The 23856-nt window shown below is 57.2% G+C and carries 17 protein-coding genes; 6 read left to right on the forward strand and 11 right to left on the reverse strand.

Going from position 1 to position 23856, the window contains the following annotated elements; genetic code table 11:
- Window positions 1-9: 9 nt before the first annotated feature.
- The 11 genes from JYE50_RS13350 to JYE50_RS13400 form a co-directional block, all read right to left on the reverse strand.
- The gene (locus JYE50_RS13350; RefSeq protein ID WP_084096094.1) at window positions 10-1407 is read right to left on the reverse strand and encodes a family 4 glycosyl hydrolase; all 1398 of its coding nucleotides are present in this window, start codon (window positions 1405-1407) and stop codon (window positions 10-12) included.
- On the reverse strand, window positions 1404-2240 hold the full coding sequence (rhaD, locus tag JYE50_RS13355) for a rhamnulose-1-phosphate aldolase (RefSeq protein WP_084096095.1): 837 nt from the start codon (window positions 2238-2240) through the stop codon (window positions 1404-1406). Before rhaD ends, JYE50_RS13350 begins: the two co-directional genes overlap by 4 nt.
- The gene (locus JYE50_RS13360) at window positions 2237-3493 is read right to left on the reverse strand and encodes an L-rhamnose isomerase (RefSeq protein ID WP_084096096.1); all 1257 of its coding nucleotides are present in this window, start codon (window positions 3491-3493) and stop codon (window positions 2237-2239) included. Before JYE50_RS13360 ends, rhaD begins: the two co-directional genes overlap by 4 nt.
- Window positions 3490-4770: a rhamnulokinase gene (locus JYE50_RS13365; RefSeq protein ID WP_084096097.1), complete on the reverse strand. Its 1281-nt coding sequence runs from the start codon at window positions 4768-4770 to the stop codon at window positions 3490-3492. Before JYE50_RS13365 ends, JYE50_RS13360 begins: the two co-directional genes overlap by 4 nt.
- Window positions 4771-4816: 46 nt before the next feature.
- Window positions 4817-5659 carry a glycoside hydrolase family 43 protein gene (locus tag JYE50_RS13370; RefSeq protein WP_084096098.1) on the reverse strand — a complete coding sequence of 281 codons (843 nt, stop codon included), beginning with the start codon at window positions 5657-5659 and terminating at the stop codon, window positions 4817-4819.
- Between the two features lie 9 nt (window positions 5660-5668).
- Window positions 5669-7936: a helix-turn-helix domain-containing protein gene (locus JYE50_RS13375; RefSeq protein ID WP_084096099.1), complete on the reverse strand. Its 2268-nt coding sequence runs from the start codon at window positions 7934-7936 to the stop codon at window positions 5669-5671.
- Between the two features lie 3 nt (window positions 7937-7939).
- Complete coding sequence (locus JYE50_RS13380; RefSeq protein WP_179138350.1) at window positions 7940-9487, reverse strand: extracellular solute-binding protein; 1548 nt, start codon at window positions 9485-9487, stop codon at window positions 7940-7942.
- 116 nt (window positions 9488-9603) lie between these two features.
- A complete protein-coding gene (locus tag JYE50_RS13385) occupies window positions 9604-11109 on the reverse strand; it encodes a type 2 periplasmic-binding domain-containing protein (RefSeq protein WP_084096101.1) in 1506 nt (501 codons plus the stop codon).
- Window positions 11110-11170: 61 nt separating this feature from the next.
- Entirely contained in the window at window positions 11171-12076 is a 906-nt protein-coding gene (locus tag JYE50_RS13390) for an AraC family transcriptional regulator (RefSeq protein WP_084096102.1), read from the reverse strand.
- Window positions 12077-12118: 42 nt separating this feature from the next.
- Complete coding sequence (locus JYE50_RS13395; RefSeq protein WP_084096103.1) at window positions 12119-13057, reverse strand: carbohydrate ABC transporter permease; 939 nt, start codon at window positions 13055-13057, stop codon at window positions 12119-12121.
- Between the two features lie 16 nt (window positions 13058-13073).
- On the reverse strand, window positions 13074-14027 hold the full coding sequence (locus tag JYE50_RS13400; protein WP_084096104.1) for an ABC transporter permease: 954 nt from the start codon (window positions 14025-14027) through the stop codon (window positions 13074-13076).
- Between the two features lie 255 nt (window positions 14028-14282).
- Between JYE50_RS13400 and JYE50_RS13405 the strand changes: the two genes are divergently transcribed.
- From JYE50_RS13405 to JYE50_RS13430, 6 genes are all read left to right on the forward strand, one after another.
- A complete protein-coding gene (locus tag JYE50_RS13405) occupies window positions 14283-15695 on the forward strand; it encodes an MGH1-like glycoside hydrolase domain-containing protein (protein ID WP_283399217.1) in 1413 nt (470 codons plus the stop codon).
- 15 nt (window positions 15696-15710) lie between these two features.
- Complete coding sequence (locus tag JYE50_RS13410; RefSeq protein WP_084096106.1) at window positions 15711-17117, forward strand: glycoside hydrolase family 28 protein; 1407 nt, start codon at window positions 15711-15713, stop codon at window positions 17115-17117.
- A gap of 319 nt (window positions 17118-17436) precedes the next feature.
- Entirely contained in the window at window positions 17437-18909 is a 1473-nt protein-coding gene (locus JYE50_RS13415; protein WP_084096107.1) for a glycosyl hydrolase, read from the forward strand.
- Window positions 18910-18945: 36 nt separating this feature from the next.
- Window positions 18946-21930 carry an extracellular solute-binding protein gene (locus JYE50_RS13420; protein ID WP_283399218.1) on the forward strand — a complete coding sequence of 995 codons (2985 nt, stop codon included), beginning with the start codon at window positions 18946-18948 and terminating at the stop codon, window positions 21928-21930.
- A 1-nt stretch (window position 21931) separates the two neighbouring features.
- Window positions 21932-22864 (forward strand): carbohydrate ABC transporter permease, encoded by a 933-nt coding sequence (locus tag JYE50_RS13425; protein ID WP_084096109.1) that lies wholly within the window; start codon window positions 21932-21934, stop codon window positions 22862-22864.
- Window positions 22861-23850, forward strand: a complete 990-nt coding sequence (locus JYE50_RS13430) for a carbohydrate ABC transporter permease (protein ID WP_366212328.1) — start codon at window positions 22861-22863, stop codon at window positions 23848-23850. Before JYE50_RS13425 ends, JYE50_RS13430 begins: the two co-directional genes overlap by 4 nt.
- The last annotated feature ends 6 nt before the right edge of the window (window positions 23851-23856 follow it).

Below are 23856 nucleotides of genomic sequence, written 5' to 3' on the forward strand. Positions count from 1 at the left end.
TGTCCGGAGTTATTCAAACCATTTTTCGGGCAGGAAGGTCCGCTGGTTTTCCAGCATGTCATTAAAGAGCTTTTCCCCGTCCTTCGGGGTAACTGCGGCCAGCTGCGGGTCATTGAGGAAGGTGGTCAGGCCCAGCTTCCGGTCACAGCGGAGGGCAGCGGTCAGGGTATTTTCCTGATTCAGCACATGCCGGGTGATGAGCGGCAGGATGGAGGCGGGAACCGGCCCCGCGTATACGGGATCAATACGGTTCAGCCCGAAGAGGGCGTTGGTTTCCACCACGGCGCCCAGGGGCAGATTGGGAATCTGGCCCCGGTTGGGAATGTTGACATTGGACACCATATCGCCGAGACCGAGCAGGGCTTTCAGCAGCAGGTGCCCTTCCTCCCCGGAACCGTTCAGGGTGATTTCCTTCTTTCCGCTGACCAGGTCATCCGACATCTGCAGTTTTTCCTTCAGGTCCTGCTTCCGCCAGGAAACGGGGGTCAGGCTGAATTTCCATTCCCGGACTGTTTCGGGATCCCGTGTATACCAGGGCGCCACGAACTCCGCCAGGTGCCGGTCCCCGGCAGCGGCAATGACCCCGTAACGCCGGAACAGATCAAACTTTACCCGCTGGGCACAGCTGAAGTGAGAATTCATCCAGTTGTCATCCCCGCCTTCGCTGTAGCCGCTTTCCGCGTACTTTTCCGCAAACCGGGCATAGAGGGGATAGAGGTCCGTCCCCTTCCAGGAGGCGCTGGTCAGCCAGGTGAAGTGGTTAATGCCGGTGACTGTTGTATACAGGTCCTGCCGTTTTACCCTGTCGATCCCTTCCCCGGTTTTCAGCATGGAACAGAGCAGCTTCTGGGTGCCGAAGACCTCATGGCAGCAGCCGAAGGCCCGGATCGACGGAAAAACCTCATAGAGGGTGCGCACACAAAGGGACATGGGATTGGTATAGTTGATCACCCAGGCTTCCGGCGCGTAATCCCGGATGGCCTCGCCGATGGTGACAAACATGGGAATGGTGCGCATGGAACGCATGAATCCGCCGGCGCCGACCGTATCACCCACCGGCTGCCAGACCCCCAGCCGCTCCGGCAGATGGACGTCTGATTCCATTTCATCAAAGGTGCCGGGCAGGATGGAGATGACCACAAAGTCCGCTCCGGTCAGGGCTTCCTGCAGGGAATCAGAGACTGTATAAGCCCAACGGGAAACAGCATCCGGATGGGCGCTGATCTTTTCGCCGATGATCCTGTTCCGGTCTGCGGCTTCCCGGTCAATATCATACAGGCGTACGGTACCGCAGATTTCGCCGTCCAGGGCAAGATCCTTCATAAAGCCCCAGGCCCAGCCGCGGGAACCGCCGCCGATATAGGCAACTTTCAGCTCCCGGATGTTTTTTCCTGCATGCTGTTTCATTTGTCCGTCCCCCGATCCGGTTCCTCCAGATATCCCTCCCGGGCTTTGATGCCGAACCGCTTTTCCAGCAGGTGCATCTGTTCATCCGTGATCGTGTTGATCCGCGGCAGATGGGCGATCTTCATATAGATCTCAGCGGCTTTTTCCGCGGTTTCGATCAGGCCGAAGGTCTCATCCAGGTCTTTGCCGGCTCCGTAAATCCCGTGCTGGCTCCAGACTACCAGGCGCGCGGTCTTCATTTTCTCTGCTGTGGCTTCACCGATCTCATTGGTGCCGCACAGCATCCAGGGAAGCACGTTTACACCGTCCGGGAAAACAACCACGCATTCAGTGCACATCTGCCAGAGGGTTCGGGTAAACTCCCGTTCATCCAGTGTGTGTACATAGGTCATGGCCAGCAGGTTTGCCGGATGGCAGTGCATGATCACCCGGTTTGCCGGGTTCACCTTCAGCCGCGCTGAATGGCTCATCATATGGGCAGGGAACTCACTGGTAAACTGTCCGCCGTCCGAGTATCCCCAGAGCAGGTCCGCCTGCTGCCCGCAGCCCCGCAGACGGATGATCCCCAGATTGACCTCCGGTTCATACTGTATATTTCTGAAGTATTTGCCGGTGCCGGTGACCAGGAAGATTTTCCCGTCCAGTTCCGGCATGGAAAAGCCTGTCGGGATGGTTCGCAGGACACTGTGCATATCCAGGTATTCCCCGGCTTCCTTTTCGTCCAGCATCAGGGAAATATTGCCTCCGTTGCGTTCATCCCAGCCATGGTCATACATGGCTGTCGCGGTGCGTATCATTTCCGTCATAAAGGGGGCGGCCAGGATATCTTTCATTTGCGGTTCACCAGCACTTTCTTTTCATATTCTTCCACCAGCGGGAACCATTCGCCGTCGGCGGGCTTTCCGCAGAAGCGGCAGTATTCCGCCCAGATGTCCCCGAAGGGCATGGTTTTTATTTCTTCCTGCAGGACCATCAGCCGGCTGAACTGCCCCTTATCCTGCAGTCCTTTCATTTCCTCATGGGGCTGCAGCAGGGCATAGAGCAATGCCTTCTGCAGGTTCCGGTATCCGGTTGCCCAGGCGGATATGCGGTTGATGCTGGCATCAAAGTAATCCAGGGCGATATGCACACGGCCGTCCAGACCGCCGCAGCGAACGATCTCCCGGGCAATTTCCCGGGTTTCATCGTCATACAGGACCACATGGTCACTGTCCCAGCGGATCGGCCGGGTTATATGCAGGGCGATTTCCCGGAAGAAAGTCAGCAGGGCGGGGATCTTGTCGCTGACCACCTCGGTGGGATGGTAGTGACCGTTGTCCATCAGGGGGATGCACTTGTCCCGGTTCATGGCGGCATAACACAGGGCGAACTCTGCGCTGCCTGTTGTATAGGCCTCCACGCCAATGCCGAACACTTTGCTTTCAATGCAGGGCTTCACCCGGCTGAAGTCATAGGGTTCCCGCAGGATCTCGTCAATGGCGTCACGGTAACGGATCCGGGGGCCTATACGGTCGCCGGGGATGTCCTTGAACCCGTCGCCGGTCCAGATGTTCATGACGCAGGGGAAGCCCAGTTCCTCCGCCAGGTAGCTGCTGATGCGGATACAGGCCTTGCCGTGCTCAATCCAGAATTTCCGGGTTTCGGCATTCGGACTGGAAAGGGTCAGCGGATCGCATTTCGGATGGGAGAAGAAGGTGGGGTTAAAATCACAGCCAAGGTTCCGTTCTTTGCAGAAAGCTGCCCATTTCCGGAAATGTTTCGGCTGCAGCCTGTTCCGGTCTGCCCATTCACCGTTTTCAAAGATGGCATAGCTGGCATGCAGGTTCATCTTCGGCGTGCCGGGGATCAGGCTCAGGACCATATCCAGGTCAGCCATCAGCTCTTCCGGCGTCCTGGCCCGTCCGGGGTAATTGCCGGTGGTCTGGATGCCGCCGGTCAGGGGCTTGGAGGGATCGGTATCAAAACCGCGGACATCATCACCCTGCCAGCAGTGAAGGCTGACAGGCACTGCCCTGAGGAGACGGATGACGGCATCGGTATCCACACCCAGGGCTGCATACCGTTTCCTGGATTCTTCATAACTCATGTATCAGTTCCACCTTTCAGCTGAATGCGTATATTTCCCAGAGCGGTAGCTTCGATCGGCAGGGCGGTCACCTGCTTTCCGGTCGATTCTTCGGTCAGGCGGTTCAGGTATGTGTTCTTCGCTCCGCCGCCGACGATGTACAGCCTGTCATAGCGCCGCCCGGTGTTCTGCTCCATTTCCTCAACAGCCCGGCGGTATCCGTCGGCGAGGGACCTGCAGGCGCACCGGAAGTAGCCGGCAATACACCGGGGCGGATGGGGAAGCCTGGAATCAAAGGCGGCCTTCATGCTTTCCGGTGCCAGGAAGACCGGGTCATTCACATCCACCAGGTGATCAAAATGCTTTTCGGCCGCTTCGGCCATGATCTCATCCCAGGGTCTGTCCGGACACAGCTCCGCCCGGAGCCGGTTCATGAGCCACATACCCATGATGTTCTTCTGGTAACGGTTATATCCGGCACCGCCTTCATTGCTCCAGTTGGCCAGCCGGCCGGCTTCAGTGATGACCGGCCGTTCGGTCTTCACCCCCAGCAGGCTCCAGGTGCCGCTGGAGATATAAGGCTGGCAGCCTTCCATGGGAATGCCTTCCACCGCGCTTCCGGTATCATGGGTGGCGCAGAGCATAACCCTGATCCCCCTGTATTCCCCGATCACGGTGCCGGGCTGCCGGAGAGGCCCGAAAAAACGCGCGGGCAGGCCCAGGACGCTGATGATTCCGGGATCGTATTCCCCGGTTTCCGCGCTGACCAGGCCGGTGGTCGTGGCATTGGTGTATTCATGGCTTTCCGCACCGCACAGCCGGTACATCAGGTATTCCGGGATCATCAGGAAACCATCGGCCTGATCCAGCCGCCCGGAAACCTTGTCGGCATACAGCTGGTAGAGGGTGTTGAAGGGCTGGTACTGGATGCCGGTGCGCCGGTACAGCTCCGGAAAAGGCATCTTTTCGTGAACCTCTCCGATCACTGCTTCCGTACGGCTGTCACGGTAGGCGTAGCAGGGAAGGACAGGGCTGCCGCCATTCATCAGCACATAATCCACGGCCCAGGTATCAATGGAAAGGCTTTGGATGGAGGGGTATTTTTCCAGGGCTTTGTCAATGCCTGCTTTGACATGGAAAAGCAGGGCATCGGTATCCCAGGTCAGGCTGCCGTCCTGTTCCGTGATGCCGTTGGGAAAGCGATAGACCTCCTCTGTACGGATCCCGCTTCCTTCCCGCCAGCCCACAATGTGCCGGCCGCTGGACGCGCCGATGTCGATCGCCAGAACGTAATGCATGTTTTATCCTTTCATAAAGGGAGATTTCAGGAGATCCTTTGCGGGATCAGAGATCCACCGGTACAAAGCGGGGACGCTCCAGCAGATGGGTGTTCGGACTGTGGAGAGCCAGGAGGGTTCTGCCTTCCTTCGAACGGAAAAGCATACCGTGGCCGCCGTCCTCCAGGAAAAGCGGATCAGCCTGTGAAAAATGCCCGTCGATCTCCCCGTTGTCGGAAACAGCCAGCCCCTGGGCATATCCTTTTTCTGAAAAGCCGGACCAGAGGCAGAGCAGGGAGCCGTCTTTTCCGCGCCACAAAAAAGGACCGTCCGTGACGAAACCGGTTATGCCGGAGGAATGCCGTACGGCATGGCTCCAGGGAGCGTCGGAACCCCGGAAGAGCAGAACCGGTGTACCGGCCGACGTCTTCAGGTCATCCGTCAGGCGCATGGCGAGAACTTCTCCGTCGCCGGCCTGGACCCATTCATGGCAGAATACGATCCAGGGGGTACCGTCCGCGGAAACGTAGAATGTTCCGTCAAGACATTCCCAGTCCGCGGGGGTAACCGGACCGTCGGACCAGGGCTCAAAGGGGCCCAGGGGAGAGGGGGACCGCAGGATGGCCGTGCCGCGCCGGCGGGTGTCGCTTTTGAAGCTGGCGAACATATAAAACATTCCCTGCCAGGGATGCACTTCCGGAGCCCAGTAATTCCGGTCGGCCCAGAAGGAGCCGTCATTCCGGAAACAGACGCGGGGGCCTTCCCAGGACACAAGATCCTGTCCGGTATACACGTCGAAACCGTCCGCGGGTCCCCAACAGTCGGGGCCGCGGGTGCCGTAAAGATAATAGGTGCCGTTGTGCACAAGGACATAGGGATCCCGAATATTGATCTGATCAGTATGAATCATAGAATGGTTTTACTCCTCTGTCGGGACGGAGGCATCCCGGTCCGGAATGCCGTTCTCTTTTTTCGGATTTCTTCCGCGCCGGTACTGCAGGGGCGTTTCGCCTGTTACCTGCTTGAAGCGGCGGATAAAGGAGCCGGAGTCGTAATAGCCGACCTGCGTGCTGATGTCCCGGATAGTCAGGTCGCTGGATTCCAGCAGTTCCTTGGCGTGTTCCACCCGCAGGAGGGTCAGGTATTCCAGCGGAGACATCCCGGCCTTTTCCTTGAAGGAAAGGCTGAACCGGGTGGTTGAAAGCTCCAGGGAGTCCGCCAGGGCGGTGATGGAGATCTCCGGATCGCTGAAGTGCTCTTCCATGTAGCGGACGACCTGGCTGATCTCATCCTCCTCGTCCGGAACTTTCTCCCCGGAAGCTGATTCTCCGGTGATCAGGCGGTCGCACAGCCTGCGCAGGAGTTCATCCAGGTCATCAATGGACTGGCAGGAGGTGAGAGTGAAGATGTTGTAGGTTTCCTGAACGGAGCCCTGTCCGGACAGCGCCGCCGTATGCGTGTGCACCAGGGAACGGATCACCTCGCTGTAGATCATCCGGAACGCGAAGGGAGACATGCTGGTGTTCTTCAGGAAATGCAGCAGGTCGCTGATCCGGACGTCCAGAACTTCCCGGCTTCCCAGGGTCAGCGCCTGACTGATGGAGGTTGTGATCTTGCGGGCCTGGGGAAGGATCTCCTCCAGGTCAGGGGAGATATCGCCGTAGCAGAGTACCTTCTGGCTGCCCATGACAAACCGGTTTTCATAGGCGGCTGCTGCCTCCAGATAGGCGGAAGGGGCTTCTGTGAAATCGGTATGCAGGGCGGAAATGGAGGTGATACAGCGCTCTCCGCCGGCAGCGCATTCGCAGCGCAGCGTTTCCGCCATGCCGGTAAGCACCTTCGGGTCATCGGAGAAAACAAGGTAAAGGTTGGCCTTCAGGGCAACCAGTTCCACGCCGGCACCGGAATAACCGGAGAGACGATTGAAGGGCGGCAGGCTGAGATCAAAGGGATGATCATTTCCGGCAGAGCCGCTGCAAAGGATGACCGCGTATACAGGCCGGTCGATCTCCAGCCCCACAGCCTGCCCTGCAGCCACGGCTTCCTGCCTGGTCTCAAAGCGTCCTTTCACAAAGCGGAAGACAAAATCATGCCGTTGGAGGGGCAAGGCGCGTTCCAGCCGGGAGGACAGCTCCTGGTTCCGTGTGGTGAGCCGGCTGATGCCGGAGGAGATCTGCTGGAGCTCATCGCGGGGTGTTTCATCTGTTTCCCGCGAAAGCATACCGGTGATCGCCCGGATGGGCTTAGCATGACGCCGGGCCATCCAGAGAGCAAGCAGAAGGCTCAGGAAGACAAATACCGGCAGGATGGCCAGGATGCTGAAGAGCTGCTGCATGATGGAGGAGTTGATATCGGCGTTGCGGAGGACCGCAGTATAGGTCAGCCCCCAGTTTCTGCCGGAGAAAGTGACCTGGGTCCAGTCCTGGTTTTCCCATCGGAACAGGCGGGAAGGAGCGTCCTGGGAGGCTTCCACCCGGTCCCGGGGAAGGGAAAGCTTCTCCGAGGAGGACAGCAGGTCATCCCCCTGGTAGATATAGGTGTTGACACGGTCGTCAATGGCGTCGGCAAAAAGCGACTGGTAGACGCTGTCCTTGATCAGGAACAGCAGGATGCCCTTTCCGGATCCGGGAGCCGACCCCAGCGGCACCAGGAAGGTGACAACCCGGGAACTGTCCACAAGGGTGGAGGAAACCTGCTGGGCGGGGAGAATGGTCATCCGGTCAGTGCTCGCAATCCGGGAGACAAGATTTTCCATCGGGATAAACTCATAGCGCATCATGCGCGCAAAAAGGGAAAGGGTCATGGAGGACGATGAGGAATAGATCATGTCATCCCCGAAGAAATAGAGATAAACCTGATCACAGAAGGTGCTGGCCGTTGTGGTGTAGGGGACCATCTGGAGCTGGAGGTCATAGGCTTTCCAGGGCTCTTCATTGTAGCGGAAGAACTCGATATCCGGACTGAGACCGATCTCCTCGGCGGTATTCAGCATGGCGGAGATATAGCTTTCATGCTGGCTGGCGATCCGGGAAAGCCGGTTGATCTGGTTATCAATGATCTCTTCCCGGGCTTCTCCGCTGAGACGGACATACAGGTATCCCGTGATGCTGCAGAACAGCAGCAGCACAACAGCGATATACGACAGCGCATACCGGATGAAGACAGAGGTCCGGCTCTTTCTGATCACGGTTTATTTCTCCTTCCAGCGGTCATAGATCTGCTGGTAAACCTGACGGTATTCCACGCTTCCGTTTTCTTTCAGCTTTGACCTGAAGGCTTCGCGGCTTTCATCCGTTACACCCCGGGTGACCATGGCAACGATCTCCGCGTCCACCAGGGACTTCAGCTTTGCCTTCAGGCGGGTGGTTTCGGCGGACTGGGCTGTTGTTTTCGGCGCCACGGCTGTCAGCAGCTTGCCGGAGACGGGTTCCAGCACGCCGGCCTGCTCATACAGATCGCAGTAGGCGGACTTTTCCAGCCGGTGGGCGGCCGGGACATAGACAGAGGCGTAATATTCAGCCGGGGCAAAAAACTGGCCGCAGATGACCGGAACGGACTGATACAGCTCGTTGTCCGGCGGAACATAGCTGACCTCATACCGGCCGTCCTCCCGCCGGATGAGCGTGTCGCCGACGGGGCCGTTCTGGGAGACGAGCATGTTTTCCGTTTCAAACTGGGCATCCAGCCAGCGGAGACTGGCCTCGATATCCCTGTTGTCCGTGGTCAGGGCGGCGCCGAACTCAATGATGTCCATGTTTCTCGGCAGGCAGGCATTCCTTCCCTCAACGTGCACCGGAACCATCACCTGGTAATTGGCGGCAGTGCCGGGGCTGAGGGCGGTGTTCTGGAGCCGCCAGTAGCTGAACATGCCGGTATTTCCTTCGTTGACCTTGGCGGCCCAGATGCTGCTGCCCTGGCTGATAAAATCAATGTCCAGGAGACCTTCCAGATACAGATCGTGAAGCCAGGTGAGCGTCTCAAAAAAGGCGTCCTCCTCCGGCGCAAAACGTACGTTTCCGGTATTGTCCACATAGACATAATCCTCGTTCAGGGGCAGGCCGAAAAAGGAGAAGAGATTGTATATGCCGGTGGTATTGTCATCAAAGGTGAATTCCAGGGGAATCTCATCCTGAAGGCCGTTACCGTTGGGATCATCCGACCGGAAACGCCTGAGCACTTCCGTCAGCTGGTCCACGGTCCGGGGGACCTGCAGGTTCAGCTTGTCCAGCCATGTTTTGTTGATAAAGAAATGCCCGTTGGTGTTGACACCCTGGGAGATGAGGAACCCGAGCTGGTAAATATGGCCGTCAGAAGCGGTAAGCTGCTCCCGCAGACCGGCCTGGTCCATACGGGCCGCGTAGTTGGGCAGGAAGCCCTTGTCGATATATTCATCCAGCGGGACCAGAAGATGGCGGGTTACGCCGTATTCCTCCACATCCAGGGATCCCCGCAGGATCATGTCCGGCATCTTTCCCTTGGCAAAGGCCAGACCGACGGAGCTGCTCCATTCGGAATCCTTTACTTCACTGAAGTCAACATGAACGCCTGTCTGCTGTTCGATCTGCCGGTAATACCACATACTGCTGAAGTCCACGGCGATATTGTCGATCTCATACTGCAGCGCGGTAAGGGATGCGCCGGGAGGGGCAGAGCCCTCTCCCGGCCGTGAAACAGCACACCCTGTCAGCAGAAACAGGGCGGCAGCCAGCAGGCAGGTGATCTTTACGGTACGGTTCATATGTACTCCCTCTATACGGCAAAAGGGCATCGCCCCCGGAATCAATTCCTGCGGCGATGCCCGGCGGCTTTTCTGATGCTTGCATTTTAACATCTCAGGCCGCGACGTTCAAGGATTTACTTTGCCAGATAGGCATTGTAAGCATTCTGGTACAGCTCGATGTAACGGTCGGAACCGATGGCCTTGGCCTGAGCCTGGAATTCGTTCCAGCTCTCATCCGTTACACCATTGCGGACGAAGTTGGCGAAGGATTCCTCAACCAGCTTCTGCAGGTCGGTGTAGAGGGTGGCGGCTTCGGTGGCGTCATCGTTGCTCATCTTGCTCAGGTCGCGGAGATACTGGAAGCTCTTGGGTTCCAGCACGCCGGCTTCGGCGTACCACTTGCTGTCTTCATAGCGTTCCACGCGGTGAGGAGCCATCTGGTAGATGGAGGTGTAATAGTCACCGGGAGCGAAGAACTGGCCCATGGTAACCGGAACGAACTGATACAGGCCGTTGTCTTCGGGAATGTTGATGACTTCATACTTGCCTTCATCGTTGAGCACGATCTGCTCGCCGACCTTGCCGTTGAGGGAGACCATCATGGTTTCGGTTTCCAGCTGGGCATCGATCCACTTCAGGGCGGCAACGGGATCCTTGCAGTTCTTTGTCAGGTAGGCGCCGGCTTCCGGAACCTCCAGGATCTGGGAAACGCAGGCCTTGAATCCGTCCGCGGCAGGCGGGAGGATGGACTTGAAGTTTTCCACGTTTTCAGCCTTGATGGCGGTGTTGATCAGGCGCAGGTAGCAGAAGTAACCGACTTCGCCGTCGTTGACTTTGTTGGCCCACAGGTTGGAGTCCTGGGTCAGGGATTCGGGATCCATCAGTTCCTCTTCATACAGCTGGTGCAGCCATTCAACACAGGCACGCCAGCCGTCCTGGGCAAAGGTGAGCTGGACCTTGTTGTCAGCGTCGATGAAGTAGTAATAGGTATTTTCCGGAACGCCGAAGGAAGCAAACTGGTTCCAGATGGTTTCCGGTCCGAACTGGGTGTAGGACGCGGAGAAGGGCCACTTGATCCCGTCCGCCTTCATGGCGCGGAGCAGTTCGGTCACTTCATCAATGGTGGCGGGAGCGGTCTTTCCCAGCTTGTCCAGTTCCTTCTGGTTCACATACCAGGTACCGGTATGGTTGACGTTCTGGGCCATGAGAAAGCCGATGTAATAGGTCTTGCCGTCGCTGGCGGGGATGGAGTCGCCGGCGTTGTTGATGTTCAGGCGGCTGACGTAGTTGGGCATGATCTCCTCGGTCAGGTATTCATCGAGGGGAAGCAGCAGGCCCTGGGAGACGCCGTATTCCTCTACGTCCACAGAGTGGCGGAGGATCATGTCAGGCATCTGGTCCGGCACGGCGAACATCAGGTTCACGCTGGTGGCCCAGTCCGCGTCCTTCACCATCTGGAAGGTCACGTGGGTGTTGGTCTTGTTTTCCAGCTCGTCGAAGAACCAGAGACCGTTGAAATCGGTGTTCTGATTTTCCAGCGCGTACTGGAAGGCGGTGAGTTCCGTCTTCTCTTCAGCGAAGGCGGCGCTCAGGCTGAGCAGCATACAGCATGCCAGCAGCAGGGAAACGAGTTTCTTCATGGGTTTTTCCTCCTTTTTATTTCAGGGCATACAGCCCTTGATACCGATCAGGCAGGGCGCTTTACAGCATTCCGTAAACGGCCCGGTATTGGGTGGGGGTACAGCCTTTGCAGGCGCGGAAGGCGCGGTTGAAGGATGCCGTGCTGCCAAAGCCGCTTTCGACGGCTATCCCCCGCATGGACAGATTGGTGCTGGTGAGCAGATCCATGGCAGCCTGCAGCCGTTTCTGGCACAGATAATCCTTAAAGGAGTATCCGGTCTGCTGCTTGAAAGACCGGGAAAAATAGAAACGGCTGAACCCGGAAAAACCGGCAACATCATCCAGGCGCAGGTCTTCGCGGTAATGATCATTGATGTAGGTCATCACAGCGTTGATCACCTCTGTGTCCATGCTCCGAACCGTATCGCCGGTCCGGGACCTGATTCCGATCAGGTAGTGCCGGCCCAGCGTGGCATATACCTGGAGAATGCAGCTGTAGCACGCCGTATTCCACATCAGTTCCTGCTTTTCGTAGAAATCCTTCGCCCGAAGAAGCAGTTCCCTGATCTGCTTATGGGCATCTGATTCATCCCGGAGGTGGAAAGGTTTATGAAGATACAGGACCATGGATTTGATATCCCGCATGGTCATGATTGTGTCGGTTTCAAAAAGGAAAAGGTAGCGGCTGCTGCCTTCGCCCATTTCCAGGGAATGGGGCGTGTTGGACGGTACGATCAGCACTTCTCCCTTGCGTACGGGATAACTCGTTCCCTCTACGGAGTAGGTGACTGTTCCCTCCAGGACCAGGACGATCTCAACAGCCGAATGGTCATGGGTTTCATAACGCCAAGGAATGTCTGAATACCAGATGCGGATGGAGGAATCACCCTGGTAGGTCACATATTCACGTTTGCCCTCCAGTACCCGATAACCGTCTATATGGCGGGCGGCCCGGGCGGACACCTCCACCCCTTTCTTCTGAGACATCGGGCCGCACCTCCTTTCCGGAAACCTTCTGATTAAAACGCATTATCCTTTGACAGACCCGATCATGACGCCTTTGACAAAGTACTTCTGCATGAAGATGTACAGGAAAACAGCCGGAACAGTAGCTACCACAATACAGCAGTACTTCGCGACTTCCGCCTTGCGGAGAGCTGCCTGCAGGCCGCCCAGGTTATCCGCGTAGGCTGCGAAGAAGGTATCGGAAGAACCGGTGGAAGTGAGGGAGGCCAGGATTTCCCGGAGAACCCTCTGCAGGGGGAACAGCGCACGGTCGCGCAGCATGACCTGGGCGGTGAAATAGTCATTCCACCGGGCGACCCCGTAATACACTGAAAGCACAGCGACAATCGTGCCGGACAGGGGCAGGACGCATTTGAAGAAGTAGGTGAAATGGTTGGATCCGTCGATGACAGCAGCTTCGTAAAGATCTTCCGGAATGGTGGTCTGGATATAGGTTCGGGCTACCATCAGGTTCCAGACGGAGACCAGGTTCATCAGGATCATGATTGCCCGGGTGTTCCACAGCCCCAGGTTCAGGACGTTCAGGAAGATCGGGATCAGGCCGCCGGAGAAGAACATGGTAAAAGTAATGGCCAGGTTTACCAGCTTTTTGCCGGCAAATTTACGGGACAGCGCATAGGCGGCGGCCAGGGTGATGATAACGCTCAGGGCTGAACCGACAACGGTGTAGAAAATGGAGTTCACATAGCTGCGCAGCAGCTCGCTGTTCTGTAAAACGGTCTCGTATCCCATCAGGGAAAAGTCAACCGGCCACAGCAGGACTTTTGCCTGCAGCACCGCATCCGGATCCGAGACGGAAGCAATCAGGATCAGCCAGAGAGGATAGAGGACAATAAACAGGACCAGGATCCAGAAGAAGAGATTGAAAGTGTTAAAGATCCTGTCCTTCCGGGTTTCACGGATCCGGTTGCGCTTCCTGTGTTTAAGGGACAGTACAGTCATCCTTTTCCCTCCTTTCTCAGAACAGGCTGATGTCGCTCATTTTGCGGGAGACAGCGTTCACGCCCATAATAATGACGAAGTTGATGATGTTCAGACAAAGGCCGATGGCGGAAGCATAGGAATACTGGGCCTTGGGGGCGGCAATGCCGACGTTGTAGACATAGACGCCAAAGATATCCGAGGTGGCCATGTTGCCGCTGGTCTGCAGGAGCAGCGCCTTGTCCGTGTTGGATTGCAGCAGGGAACCGCTGTTCAGGATCAGCATCATGACCGCAATGGGAATCAGATGGGGGATATCAATATGCTTGATCTTTTCCCAGCGGGTGGCGCCGTCGATAGTTGCGGCTTCGTACAGCTGGGGATCAATACCGGTGAGGGTCGCGATATAAAGAATGGTGTTCCATCCCGCGTTCTGCCAGATATCCGAACCGATGAAGAGCGGCCGGAACCAGCCGGGTTCCATAATAAAGTAGATGCTTTTTCCGCCGGCGGCAGTAATCAGGTGGTTGATGATGCCGTTGGTTGGGGAAAAAAAGAGGTAAATCATTCCGGCCAGCACCACGGTGGAAATGAAGTGAGGCACATAGACCGCAGTCTGGGCAAATCCCTTGAAGCGCTTGCTGTTCAGCTGATTCAGCAGGATGGCCAGTATGATCGGGACGGGGAAACCGAACAGCAGGCCGTAGAAGTTCAGCAGAAAAGTGTTCAGGAACATTCTTCCGCAGTAATAGCTGCCAAAGAATTTTTCAAAATGTTTCAGGCCTACCCAGGGGCTTCCCTCAATTTTGAGTACTGCCTTATAATCCTTGAATGCGATCTGGATACCGTACATGGGGAAGTAACAGAAGACAATAAAGAAAACCAGACAGGGGAGCAGCAGTACCCACAGCTGCCAGTCCCTGCGCAGGGTCATAGCTATTCTGTGCCGGATCCCTCCGCGATAAGCCAGCGGGGATGAGGAAAGACTCATGGGGTATCCTCCTTCGGGAGTTAAGTGGATTTGTCAACGATTGCTCTGTTATCCCGATTATGAACGAAAACGCACCAGAAAAGAAAGAAGCAAAAATTTTGCATACCGTTGATTTTCCTTGATTTCGCGAAAAGATAAAAATGTGCAGTTTTTTTGTGGCTGTTCCATTTTCGCAAGAAATGATAAAATCTACCTAATTATATAAGGGACAAAACACATTGAAGGGAAAGACAAAAAATGCTGTCGGAGACAAGCGTGAGCTTCCGAACGGAAGATGAGAAACTGCAGCGGGTTTATGACGCGGCAGAAAAAAAGTGCCTCCTGAACCTGAAGGATTTCAGCGGCGACACCGTGCTGGTGGAAGGAGGCGGGTATGAAAAGATCTGGCTGGAAACACAGCCGATGGGCGGGGAAATGTATGCCCTGCGGAACCTTGAGGCCGCGAAGAACAATATTCTCCTTTTTATGAAACATCAGCGGGAGGACGGACGTATGCCCGGCTCCATCCAGCATATCAACGGAAAAACAGAACCGCAGTTCAATAAATACCAGGGATTCTGCTTCCCTGATCCGGCCCTGAACCTGTATTACCTGATGGGAAAAGACGGGGAATACCTGGAACAGCTGAAGGAAGCGCTGATCCGCTTTGACGCCTGTTTATGGAGGACGAGGGATGTTTCGGGGGACGGGCTGCTTTCTTCCTTCTGTGTGTATGATACGGGAGAGGATCTGGCGGTCCGCTACGGGGACGCGCCCTGCTGGTGGGAGGAGGATGAACCGCCGGAAGGATACGGGGTGGTTCCCATGGCCAGCATGGATGTGACGAGCTGGAGCTTCGCGGCGCGTCGCGCGGCGGCAGAGATCTGCCGCATTCAGGGAGATCCGGCTTTTACGGACTGGGAAAAGAAGGCGGGAGACGTGGCGGATGCCCTGCGCAGGCGACTGTGGGATGCCAGGCGCGGCGCACTGTATGACCGGGACCGGGCGGGAAAAACGATCAATATCCTGTGCCATAACACGCTGCGTTGCATGTATTGGGGAAGCGTTTCCCGGGATATGGCAGACCGGTTTGTGAAGGAACACCTGCTGAACGCTTCGGAATTCTGGACGCCGTTCCCCCTGCCGAGCGTTGCCGCGGATGACCCGGCTTTCCGGAACGCACCGGAGAATAACTGGAGCGGACAGCCGGAGGGCCTGACCTACCAGCGGGCCATCACCGCCCTTGAGCGGTACGGGTATGCCCGGATCGTGACGGCCCTGGGGAAGAAACTGATCGATGCTGTTGACGCGAACGGCTGCCGGTTTACCCAGCAATATGACCCGTTTACCGGGAAGGCTTCGCTGGTGGACGAGGCGGACCATCGGCCGGTCAGCGGAGACAGCGGCGAAAAGGTCCAGGATGCCTACGGCCCGACAATGCTCGCCTGCCTGGAGTATATTGCCCACCGCTTCGGAATCCATCCGCATATGGGGCAGGTGTGGTTCAGCCTTGACCGCGGAAAACCATATGAATATGAAGCGGCCTTTTACGGCCATCGCTACGGGATCCGGAGCGATGGAAAGAAAGCGGAGATCCGGGCTGACGGAAAGGATATCGGCAGGTTCAGCTGCGGCAGACGCATCGTAACGAATGAAAACGGGGACTTCCTGCGGACAGAGCAGATTTAGAACGGAGGAAACAGTATGGAGACCATTCGGGAGGGAAAGGAACCTTCCTGGTGCCGGGAACTCAAGACAAACATGGCGCGGATGGCGCAGGAACTGATAAAGGTTGTCCGGGAACGGACAGACGGGGGGCCGATCTTTACGCCGGAGGAATTCGGGTACCAGCCCGGGGAAACGGCGACCGAAGCCATCCAGGGAGCGATCGAAGCGGCAGCAGAGCAGGGCGGGATCGTGCGGCTCGGGAACGGAGATTACGTCAGCGGAACGCTGGTAATGCGCTCCGGCGTATGCCTGGAGGTCCGGGCAGGCTCCCGGCTGCTGGGCAGCACGGATCTTCGCGACTATCCGGAGCATCACGCCGCGCGGCTGACGGTCCAGGATACCAGTATGGGTATGCACCAGTCGCTGCTCTTTGCTGAAGGATGTGAGAATATCTGCCTGCGGGGCGGAGGTGTCATTGACGGGCGGGGAAGCCCGGCGCATTTTCCCGGGGAGGAGACGGCCCAGGGTACGCCGGGCCGGCCGTTCCTGATCCGGATGATCGACTGCCGGAACGTTCATATCGCGGACCTGACCATGAAAGACGCCGCCTGCTGGATGCAGAACTACCTGAACTGTGAAAACCTGCTGCTGGAAGGGCTTACGGTCCGCAACCATGCCAACTATAACAATGACGGGATGGATATAGACGGATGCCGGAATGTGGTGATCCGGAACTGCCGGGTCAGCAGCGGGGATGACGCGCTCTGCTTTAAAGGCGCAGGCCAGCGGGAACTGAGCCGGGTTCTGGTGGAAGACTGCGATTTTTATTCCGCGTGCAACGCGGTGAAGGTGGGAACAGATACCCAGGGGGATTTCCGGCAGGTGTATATCCGCCGCTGCCGAATCGGCGGCCTGGCAGAGGATCCGTCCGGGCTGAAGCATGCCTGCGCGGACAGCGGGATCTCCCTTGAAATGGTGGACGGCGGAACGCTGGAGAATTTTCTGATCGAGGATATCCATATGATCCGCGCCTGGAGCCCGTTCTTCCTGCGGCTGGAAAACCGAGGAAGGGTCAAACCGGGGGATCCGGCACCCGGCCCGGGGACCCTGCGCCGGGTTCTGTTTTCGGATATCCGCGGACGGGAGACAGGCCCCCGCGGTTCCTATCTGCTGGGGATCCCTGAAAAGCCGATAGAGGACATCGCTTTCCGCCGGGTTCTCCTGCGGCAGGAGACTTCCCGCCGGCCTGTGCGGAAAGAAAAGGATTTTGATGAAATGCGCGGCGTGTATCCGGACGCCCATATGATCGATCCGGTGGGAGACGCCCCGGCCTATGCCCTTTGGGCGCGCCATGTACGGGGTTTGTCCCTGGACGGGTATGAAGTGATCCCGGAGGGGAAGGAACGACGACCGGCGTATATCTTTACGGACACAGAATTTTAACCGGATAGTGCGGTAAACGGGAGAGCCATGGCGGCTCTCCCTTTTGCGTTCTGCAGACCTGCGACACCCGGCGGATCCGGAGGGGCGGCCTATACAGAAGAAAATCATGTATTAATTTGTTAACTAATAAGTTAACCAATACAACCCGCGAAACAAGAAAACACATGTCTTTTCCGGAAAGAAGATAACAATAAATGACCAGCAAAGCCCGATATATGTGCAAAAATTGTCTTGACAGGCGATTTTTCTTTCGCTAAAATTAGTTAACAAATGGTTTACAAAAAGGTTAACAAACTAACAAAACAGGGAGAGAACGGAAATGAAAAGCAGTATGAAAAGCATATGCGGAATCGCAGCAGCGGTCATGACCCTGCTTTTCATCATTCTCTCCGGGACAGCAGAAGAGACGGGAGAAACGATGTTAGTGGAAGCGGAAACAGGTGAACTGAAGGGACATACTGCCGTTGCCGGAAACGGCGGGAATCAGTGGGTGGAAGGCTTTAAAACTGCCGGGGAGGATTCTGTTTCGGTAGAGGTGCCGGTCTCCCGGGAAGGTTTTTATGATATCGCGGTTATCCAGGCAAGCCAGGGCGGGCACAAGGAAAACCCGGTGCTCCTGGACGGGCAGAATATCGGAAGCGCGGTTACAGATGAAACGACGTTCGGGAAAAGCGTGCTGGAACATATCTGGCTGTCCGCAGGTATGCATACCCTGGGTGTCGGTACCAGCTGGGGACATATCCGGCTGGACGGGTTTGAGCTGAAGCCTTCCGCTGCGCTGCCGGAGGACCTGTATACCGTTCCGGAAAAAATGTGCGTCGGCGAAGCCTCACCGGAAGCGCGGAAGCTGTATGACTGGCTGCGGGAATGCTACGGGAAAAAGATCCTTTCCGGCCAGCAGTGTGCCGGCGGAATGTACGGAATGGAAAACCAGGCAATCTGGCGGGCAACGGGCGGTGATTATCCAGCGGTTCTCGGACTGGACATGATCGATTATTCTCCCAGCCGCGTGGAGCATGGCGGCGAGAGCGACAAGGCGGTCCCGTACGCGGTTGAATACTGGAACCAGGGCGGGATCGTGACCTTTTGCTGGCACTGGAACGCACCATCGCCCTATCTGAAGGAACCCTGGTATTCGGGCTTTTATACCGAGCATACCAGCTTCAACCTGGGCAGGGTCATGAACGGAGAGGATGAAGAGGGATACCGGCTCCTGAACAGGGATATCGACGCGGTGGCGGCGCAGCTGCTGCGGCTGAAGGAAGCCGGGGTACCGGTGCTGTGGCGGCCGCTGCATGAGGCCAGCGGCGGGTGGTTCTGGTGGGGAGCCTCCGGAAAGGAAGCATACCTGAAACTGTATCACCTGCTGTTTGACCGGCTGACCCATGAATACGGCCTCAACAACCTGATCTGGATCTGGAACGGACAGGATCCGGAGTGGTATCCGGGGGATGACGAGGTGGATATGATCGGCATCGACATCTATCCCGGGGAACGTGTTTATGATTCCCAGAGCGCGTCCTTCATACCGCTGACGCGGATCGCGGGGGAACGGAAGATGATCGTGCTGTCCGAGAACGGCTGCATTCCGGATCCGGAGCGGGTATTCCGGGACGGAACTGTCTGGGGATACTGGTGCACCTGGGGCGGTGAATTTGTGCTTCGGAACACAAAATTCAACAAGCCTTCAGAGCAGTATACAGAATCGGATATGATCCGGAAGGCCTATTCGGACATGCGGGTCGTGACCCGGAAGGATCTGCCCGATTTCCGCGCGGCGGACGGAGACTGAGTCTGCCGCGTGCGAATGGACCGGAGGAAAGAACAAGTGAGAAAGAAAACGGGAATTGTGCTGGCGATGCTGCTGGCGCTGGCAGCCGGCACGGCGATGGCTGCCACCGATCTGGGTATCCGGGAGTATGAGGACCAGGTGAGCACTTATTCCATAAACCCGGACATTCCCTCCTATGCGGAATACTGCGCGGCCCATGGAACGGCGGCCCGGCCTGAAAAGGAGATCGTCCTGGAGGCGGCGGATACCGTCCGGTACGCGGAGGAAGGCGGAGAGAACACTCCCCTGCTGAAGGCACAGGCTGAAGGACGGGATGGAGTCTCGGTGCTGACGGGTGAGGAAGCGGTCATCGAGTGGGATTTTGAGGCTGAAGAGGCCGGGTGGTATGACCTGGAGGTGGAATACTATCCCTGGCCGGGGCGGAACGCTGAGATCCAGCGGGCTTTTTTCCTGGACGGTGCTCTTCCGTACAGGGAGCTTGCGCTGGTGAACTTTTCCCGGGTATGGCGGAACGACCTTCATCCGGAGATCGTCCGCAGCACGGCTGAGGACGGAACGGAAGAGATCCGCTGGCTCAGGGATAACCAGGGGAACGAACTGAAACCTTCTCCGGCGGAAGCGCCGGAGTGGCGCACTTCTCTCCTCCATGACTCAAACGGATATATCAGCGAAAGCCTGAAGCTTTACCTGGACCGGGGCGCGCATACGCTGACGGTGCTGTCCCTGCGAGAACCGATGCTGATCCGGCGTATGTGTTTCCGGGCGGGTACGGACGTGAAGCCGTATGCCCCGCCGGAAGCGGGCGGAGCCGCGAACCGGGTGATCCGGATTGAGGCGGAAGCAGCGTCCGGCACCTCCTCCCAGATGCTGTACCCTGTGCAGGATCAGTCCTCCCGATCTGTTTCCCCGTCCAGCCCGAAGTATCTGCTGAACAACAGCATCGGCGGCAACGCGTGGAAAAGCGCGGGACAGTGGATCGAGTGGCGCTTTTCCGTGCCGGAGGAAGGAAACTACGCGATCTCACTTTACGATAAGCAGAATTTTATCCGCGGAACAGACGTGTACCGCAAGATCTATATTGACGGAGAAGTGCCGTTTGCCGAATTCCAGGCGGCCGCATTTCCCTATACCCAGGACTGGCGCCTGGAAACGCTGTCCGGGGAGCAGGGAGAACCGTACCTGATCCATCTGGCGGCAGGGGAACATACCCTGCGGATGGAGGTTGTACTGGGCGAAATGGCAGCTGTCATCCGGCAGGTGCAGGACTGTGTGCTGCAGCTGAACGGGATTTACCGGCAGGTGCTTTATATCACCGGTGTTTCGCCGGATCCGTACCGGGATTACCAGATCGAAAGAAGCCTGCCGGGACTGGAAGCACAGCTGCAAACGGTTAAGAAGGACCTGCGGTCGGCCATTGAGGCGCTGGAAAAAACAGCAGGACACCGGAGCGACAAGCTGACTGTGCTGAAGACGATGGATGACCAGCTGACAGAGCTGATCCGGGACCAGGAACGTTTCACCGAGGTGCTTTCTTCCTATAAGACTAACGTACGTGCCTGCGGCAATTGGATCACCCAGGTGCTGGGTCAGCCGCTGCAGATTGACAGGATCTTTGTCCATACCGCCGACGTCCGTCCGGAGATCAGCGGGACGGATTTCCTTTCCGGTACGGGTTTCGAATTATCCCGTTTATACAGCTCCTTCACTATCAATTACAACCAGATCGGCAATGTGGCGGAGAAAACGGAGGACTCCCGGGTGATCACGCTGTGGGTCGGCACGGGACGGGACCAGGCCAATGTGATCAAAGCCCTGATCGACGAGCATTTTACGCCGAAGACCGGGATCAGCGTGAACGTCCAGCTGGTGGATATGAACACGCTGCTGCGCGCCACGCTGTCCGGCCAGGGGCCGGACGTGGCCATTCAGGTTGCGAATACCACGGGGATCGCGGGCGCGGTGATGAATACCGGGAACGATACGCCGGTGAACTACGGCCTGCGCAACGCCGTTATGGATCTCACGCAGTTTGATGATTTTGCCGAGGTGGCGGAGCGGTTCGCTCCGAGCGCCCTGGTTCCCTTCTCCTTTAACGGCGCGGCTTACGCGCTGCCGGACACGCAGACTTTCCCCATGATGTTCTACCGGAAGGACATCCTGGCTGAGATCGGCCTGGAAGTGCCGGAAACCTGGGACGACGTCAAGGTGGCCATGAGCGTGCTGAGCAAGAACCAGATGGAATTCGGCATGCTGCCCGGGGAGCAGACTTTTGCCATGCTGCTGTTCCAGGCCGGAGGCGAGTACTACACGGAGAACGGAGACGCGTCCGCACTGGACAGCGATATCGCGGTCAATGTGTTCCGCCGGTACTGCGATTTTTATACAGATTACAAGCTGGACATGGCCACCTCGGTGGAAGAACGCTTCCGTACGGGTGAATGCCCGATCATCATTACGGATTATACAACCTACAACAACCTGCAGGTATCCGCGCCGGATATCAAGGGACTGTGGGATTTCACCCATGTGCCCGGTACCCTCCGGGAAGACGGAACGCTGGACACAACAACCGGCTGCTCCGGTCTTGCGGATATCATCATGAGCGCGACAAAGGAACCGGAAGCCTGCTGGGAATTCCTGAAGTGGTGGACCGGCGCGGAGATCCAGACGCTGTACGGACGGGAAATGGAGTCACTGATGGGCGCCTCCGCACGGGTGGCCACCGCGAACCTTGAAGCTCTGGCGGGACTGAACTGGCCCATCCGGGACTACCGGGAACTGGCAAAGCAGTTCAGCCATGTGAGGGGGATCCCCCAGGTGCCCGGCGGTTATTACACCTGGCGAAATGTGAACAACGCCTTCTACGCGGTGACTACGGGCAGCGCCAGCACGGGACGCACCGAGTTCGGCAATACGCCCCGTGAGGAACTGATGGACAAGATTTATTACATTAACGCGGAGATTACCTATAAACGGACAGAATTCGGACTGCCTGTCGCAGAAACAGGGGAGGGGAAATGAGATGAGCATGGCAATCCGGAACGGACGGAGCATGCGGAAAAAGGATACCCTGTGGCATCAGGTCCGGATCAACAGGGCATCCTACCTGCTGATGGCGCCGTATTTTACCCTGTTTTTCCTCTTTACAGTGCTGCCCGTGCTGATGTCTGTTTACCTGTCGTTCAACTATTTCAACATGCTGGAGATGCCCCGCTGGGTCGGCTGGGCCAATTATATCAAGCTTCTGCTGGAGGATGATATTTTCATCATCTCCCTGCGGAATACCCTGCTATTCGCCGTGGTGACCGGACCGGTCAGCTATCTGCTGTGCCTGCTGTTTGCATGGATCATCAATGAGTTCAGGCCGAAAGTGCGGGCTTTTCTGACGCTTGTTTTCTATGCGCCGTCCATCTGCGGCAACGCGTATATGATCTGGAACCTGATCCTGACAGGCGACCGGTACGGATACCTGAACGGCATTCTGCTGCGGACGGGTATCCTGAACGAGCCGATCCTCTGGATGCAAACCGAAAAGTTTGTCATGCCGGTGCTGATCGTTGTACAGCTGTGGCTGTCCCTGGGAACCGGCTTCCTGTCCTTTATCGCAGGCCTGCAGACGGTGGACAAGGGCCTCTATGAAGCGGCGGCGATCGACGGTGTGAAGAACCGGTGGCAGGAACTGTGGTTTGTGACCCTGCCCGCGATGAAGCCGCAGCTGATGTTCGGCGCGGTGATGCAGATCACGCAGTCTTTTGCCGTGGCGGATATCTCCATTGCGCTGGCGGGCAATCCGTCGGTCAATTATTCCGGTGCGACCATTGTGACCCATCTGCTGGATTACGGTTCCACCCGGCTGGATATGGGGTATGCCTCGGCGATCGCGACAATCCTGTTCCTGCTGATGGTGGGAACAAACAAGCTGGTGCAGCGGATTCTCAGAAGGGTGGGTGAATGACCGGTATGGAAAAGGCAAAGATCAGCCGGCTGCTTCCCCGCATGCCGCACCGGAAACCTGCGGAGCTGAGCCCCGAGGAGGAAACAGCCCTGCGGCAGAAGCGCCTGGCGAAGATCTACCGGAAAATGAAACGGCAGTCCGGAAAGAAAAAACTGAACCGGTCCACGGCCGGCAACGCGGTTCTGTTTATCCTGATGGGGATCTGCGGCGTGTTTATGGTCCTGCCGCTGGTCATGATCCTCAACAACGCGGTGAAGCCGCTGGACGAACTGTACCAGTATCCGCCGAGGATCTTTGTGCGGAATCCCACGCTGAATAACTTCACAGACCTGTATGTGCTGCTGAATGAAAGCTGGGTTCCGTTCTCCCGGTATATCCTGAATACCATCATCATTACGGTTGGGGGAATGACCGGTCATGTGATCATCGCGTCCATGGCGGCCTATCCCCTGGCCAAGAATCATTTTCCCGGCAAAAAGATCCTGTTTTCCGTGGTTGTACTGTCCATGATGTTCTCCTGGACGGTGACCCAGATTCCGCAGTACCTGATCATCTCCTGGCTTGGGATCAACAACACCTATGCCGCGCTGGTGCTGCCGGCATGGTCTTTCGGCATGGGCCTGTACCTGATGAAGCAGTTCATGGAGCAGCTGCCGGATTCCCTGATGGAAAGCGCACGGCTGCAGGGCGCCAATGAATGGCAGATCTTCTGGCGGATCGTGATGCCGAACGTGAAGCCGGCCTGGCTCACGCTGGCGATCTTCCAGTTCCAGCAGATGTGGGCCAATACGGGCAGCATGTTCCTGCGTTCCGAGGAGCTGAAGCCCCTGCAGTACGCCCTGCAGCAGATTACTTCCGGCGGTGTGAGCCGGGCGGGCGCCGGGGCGGCAGTGACCTTCCTGATCGCGGCGGTCCCGATCATCTTTTTCCTGATCTGCCAGAGCTCGATCATGGAGACCATGACGACCTCCGGCATGAAGGACTGAGGAGGC

Source organism: Aristaeella lactis (genome assembly GCF_018118585.1).
Lineage (GTDB): Bacteria > Bacillota > Clostridia > Christensenellales > Aristaeellaceae > Aristaeella > Aristaeella lactis.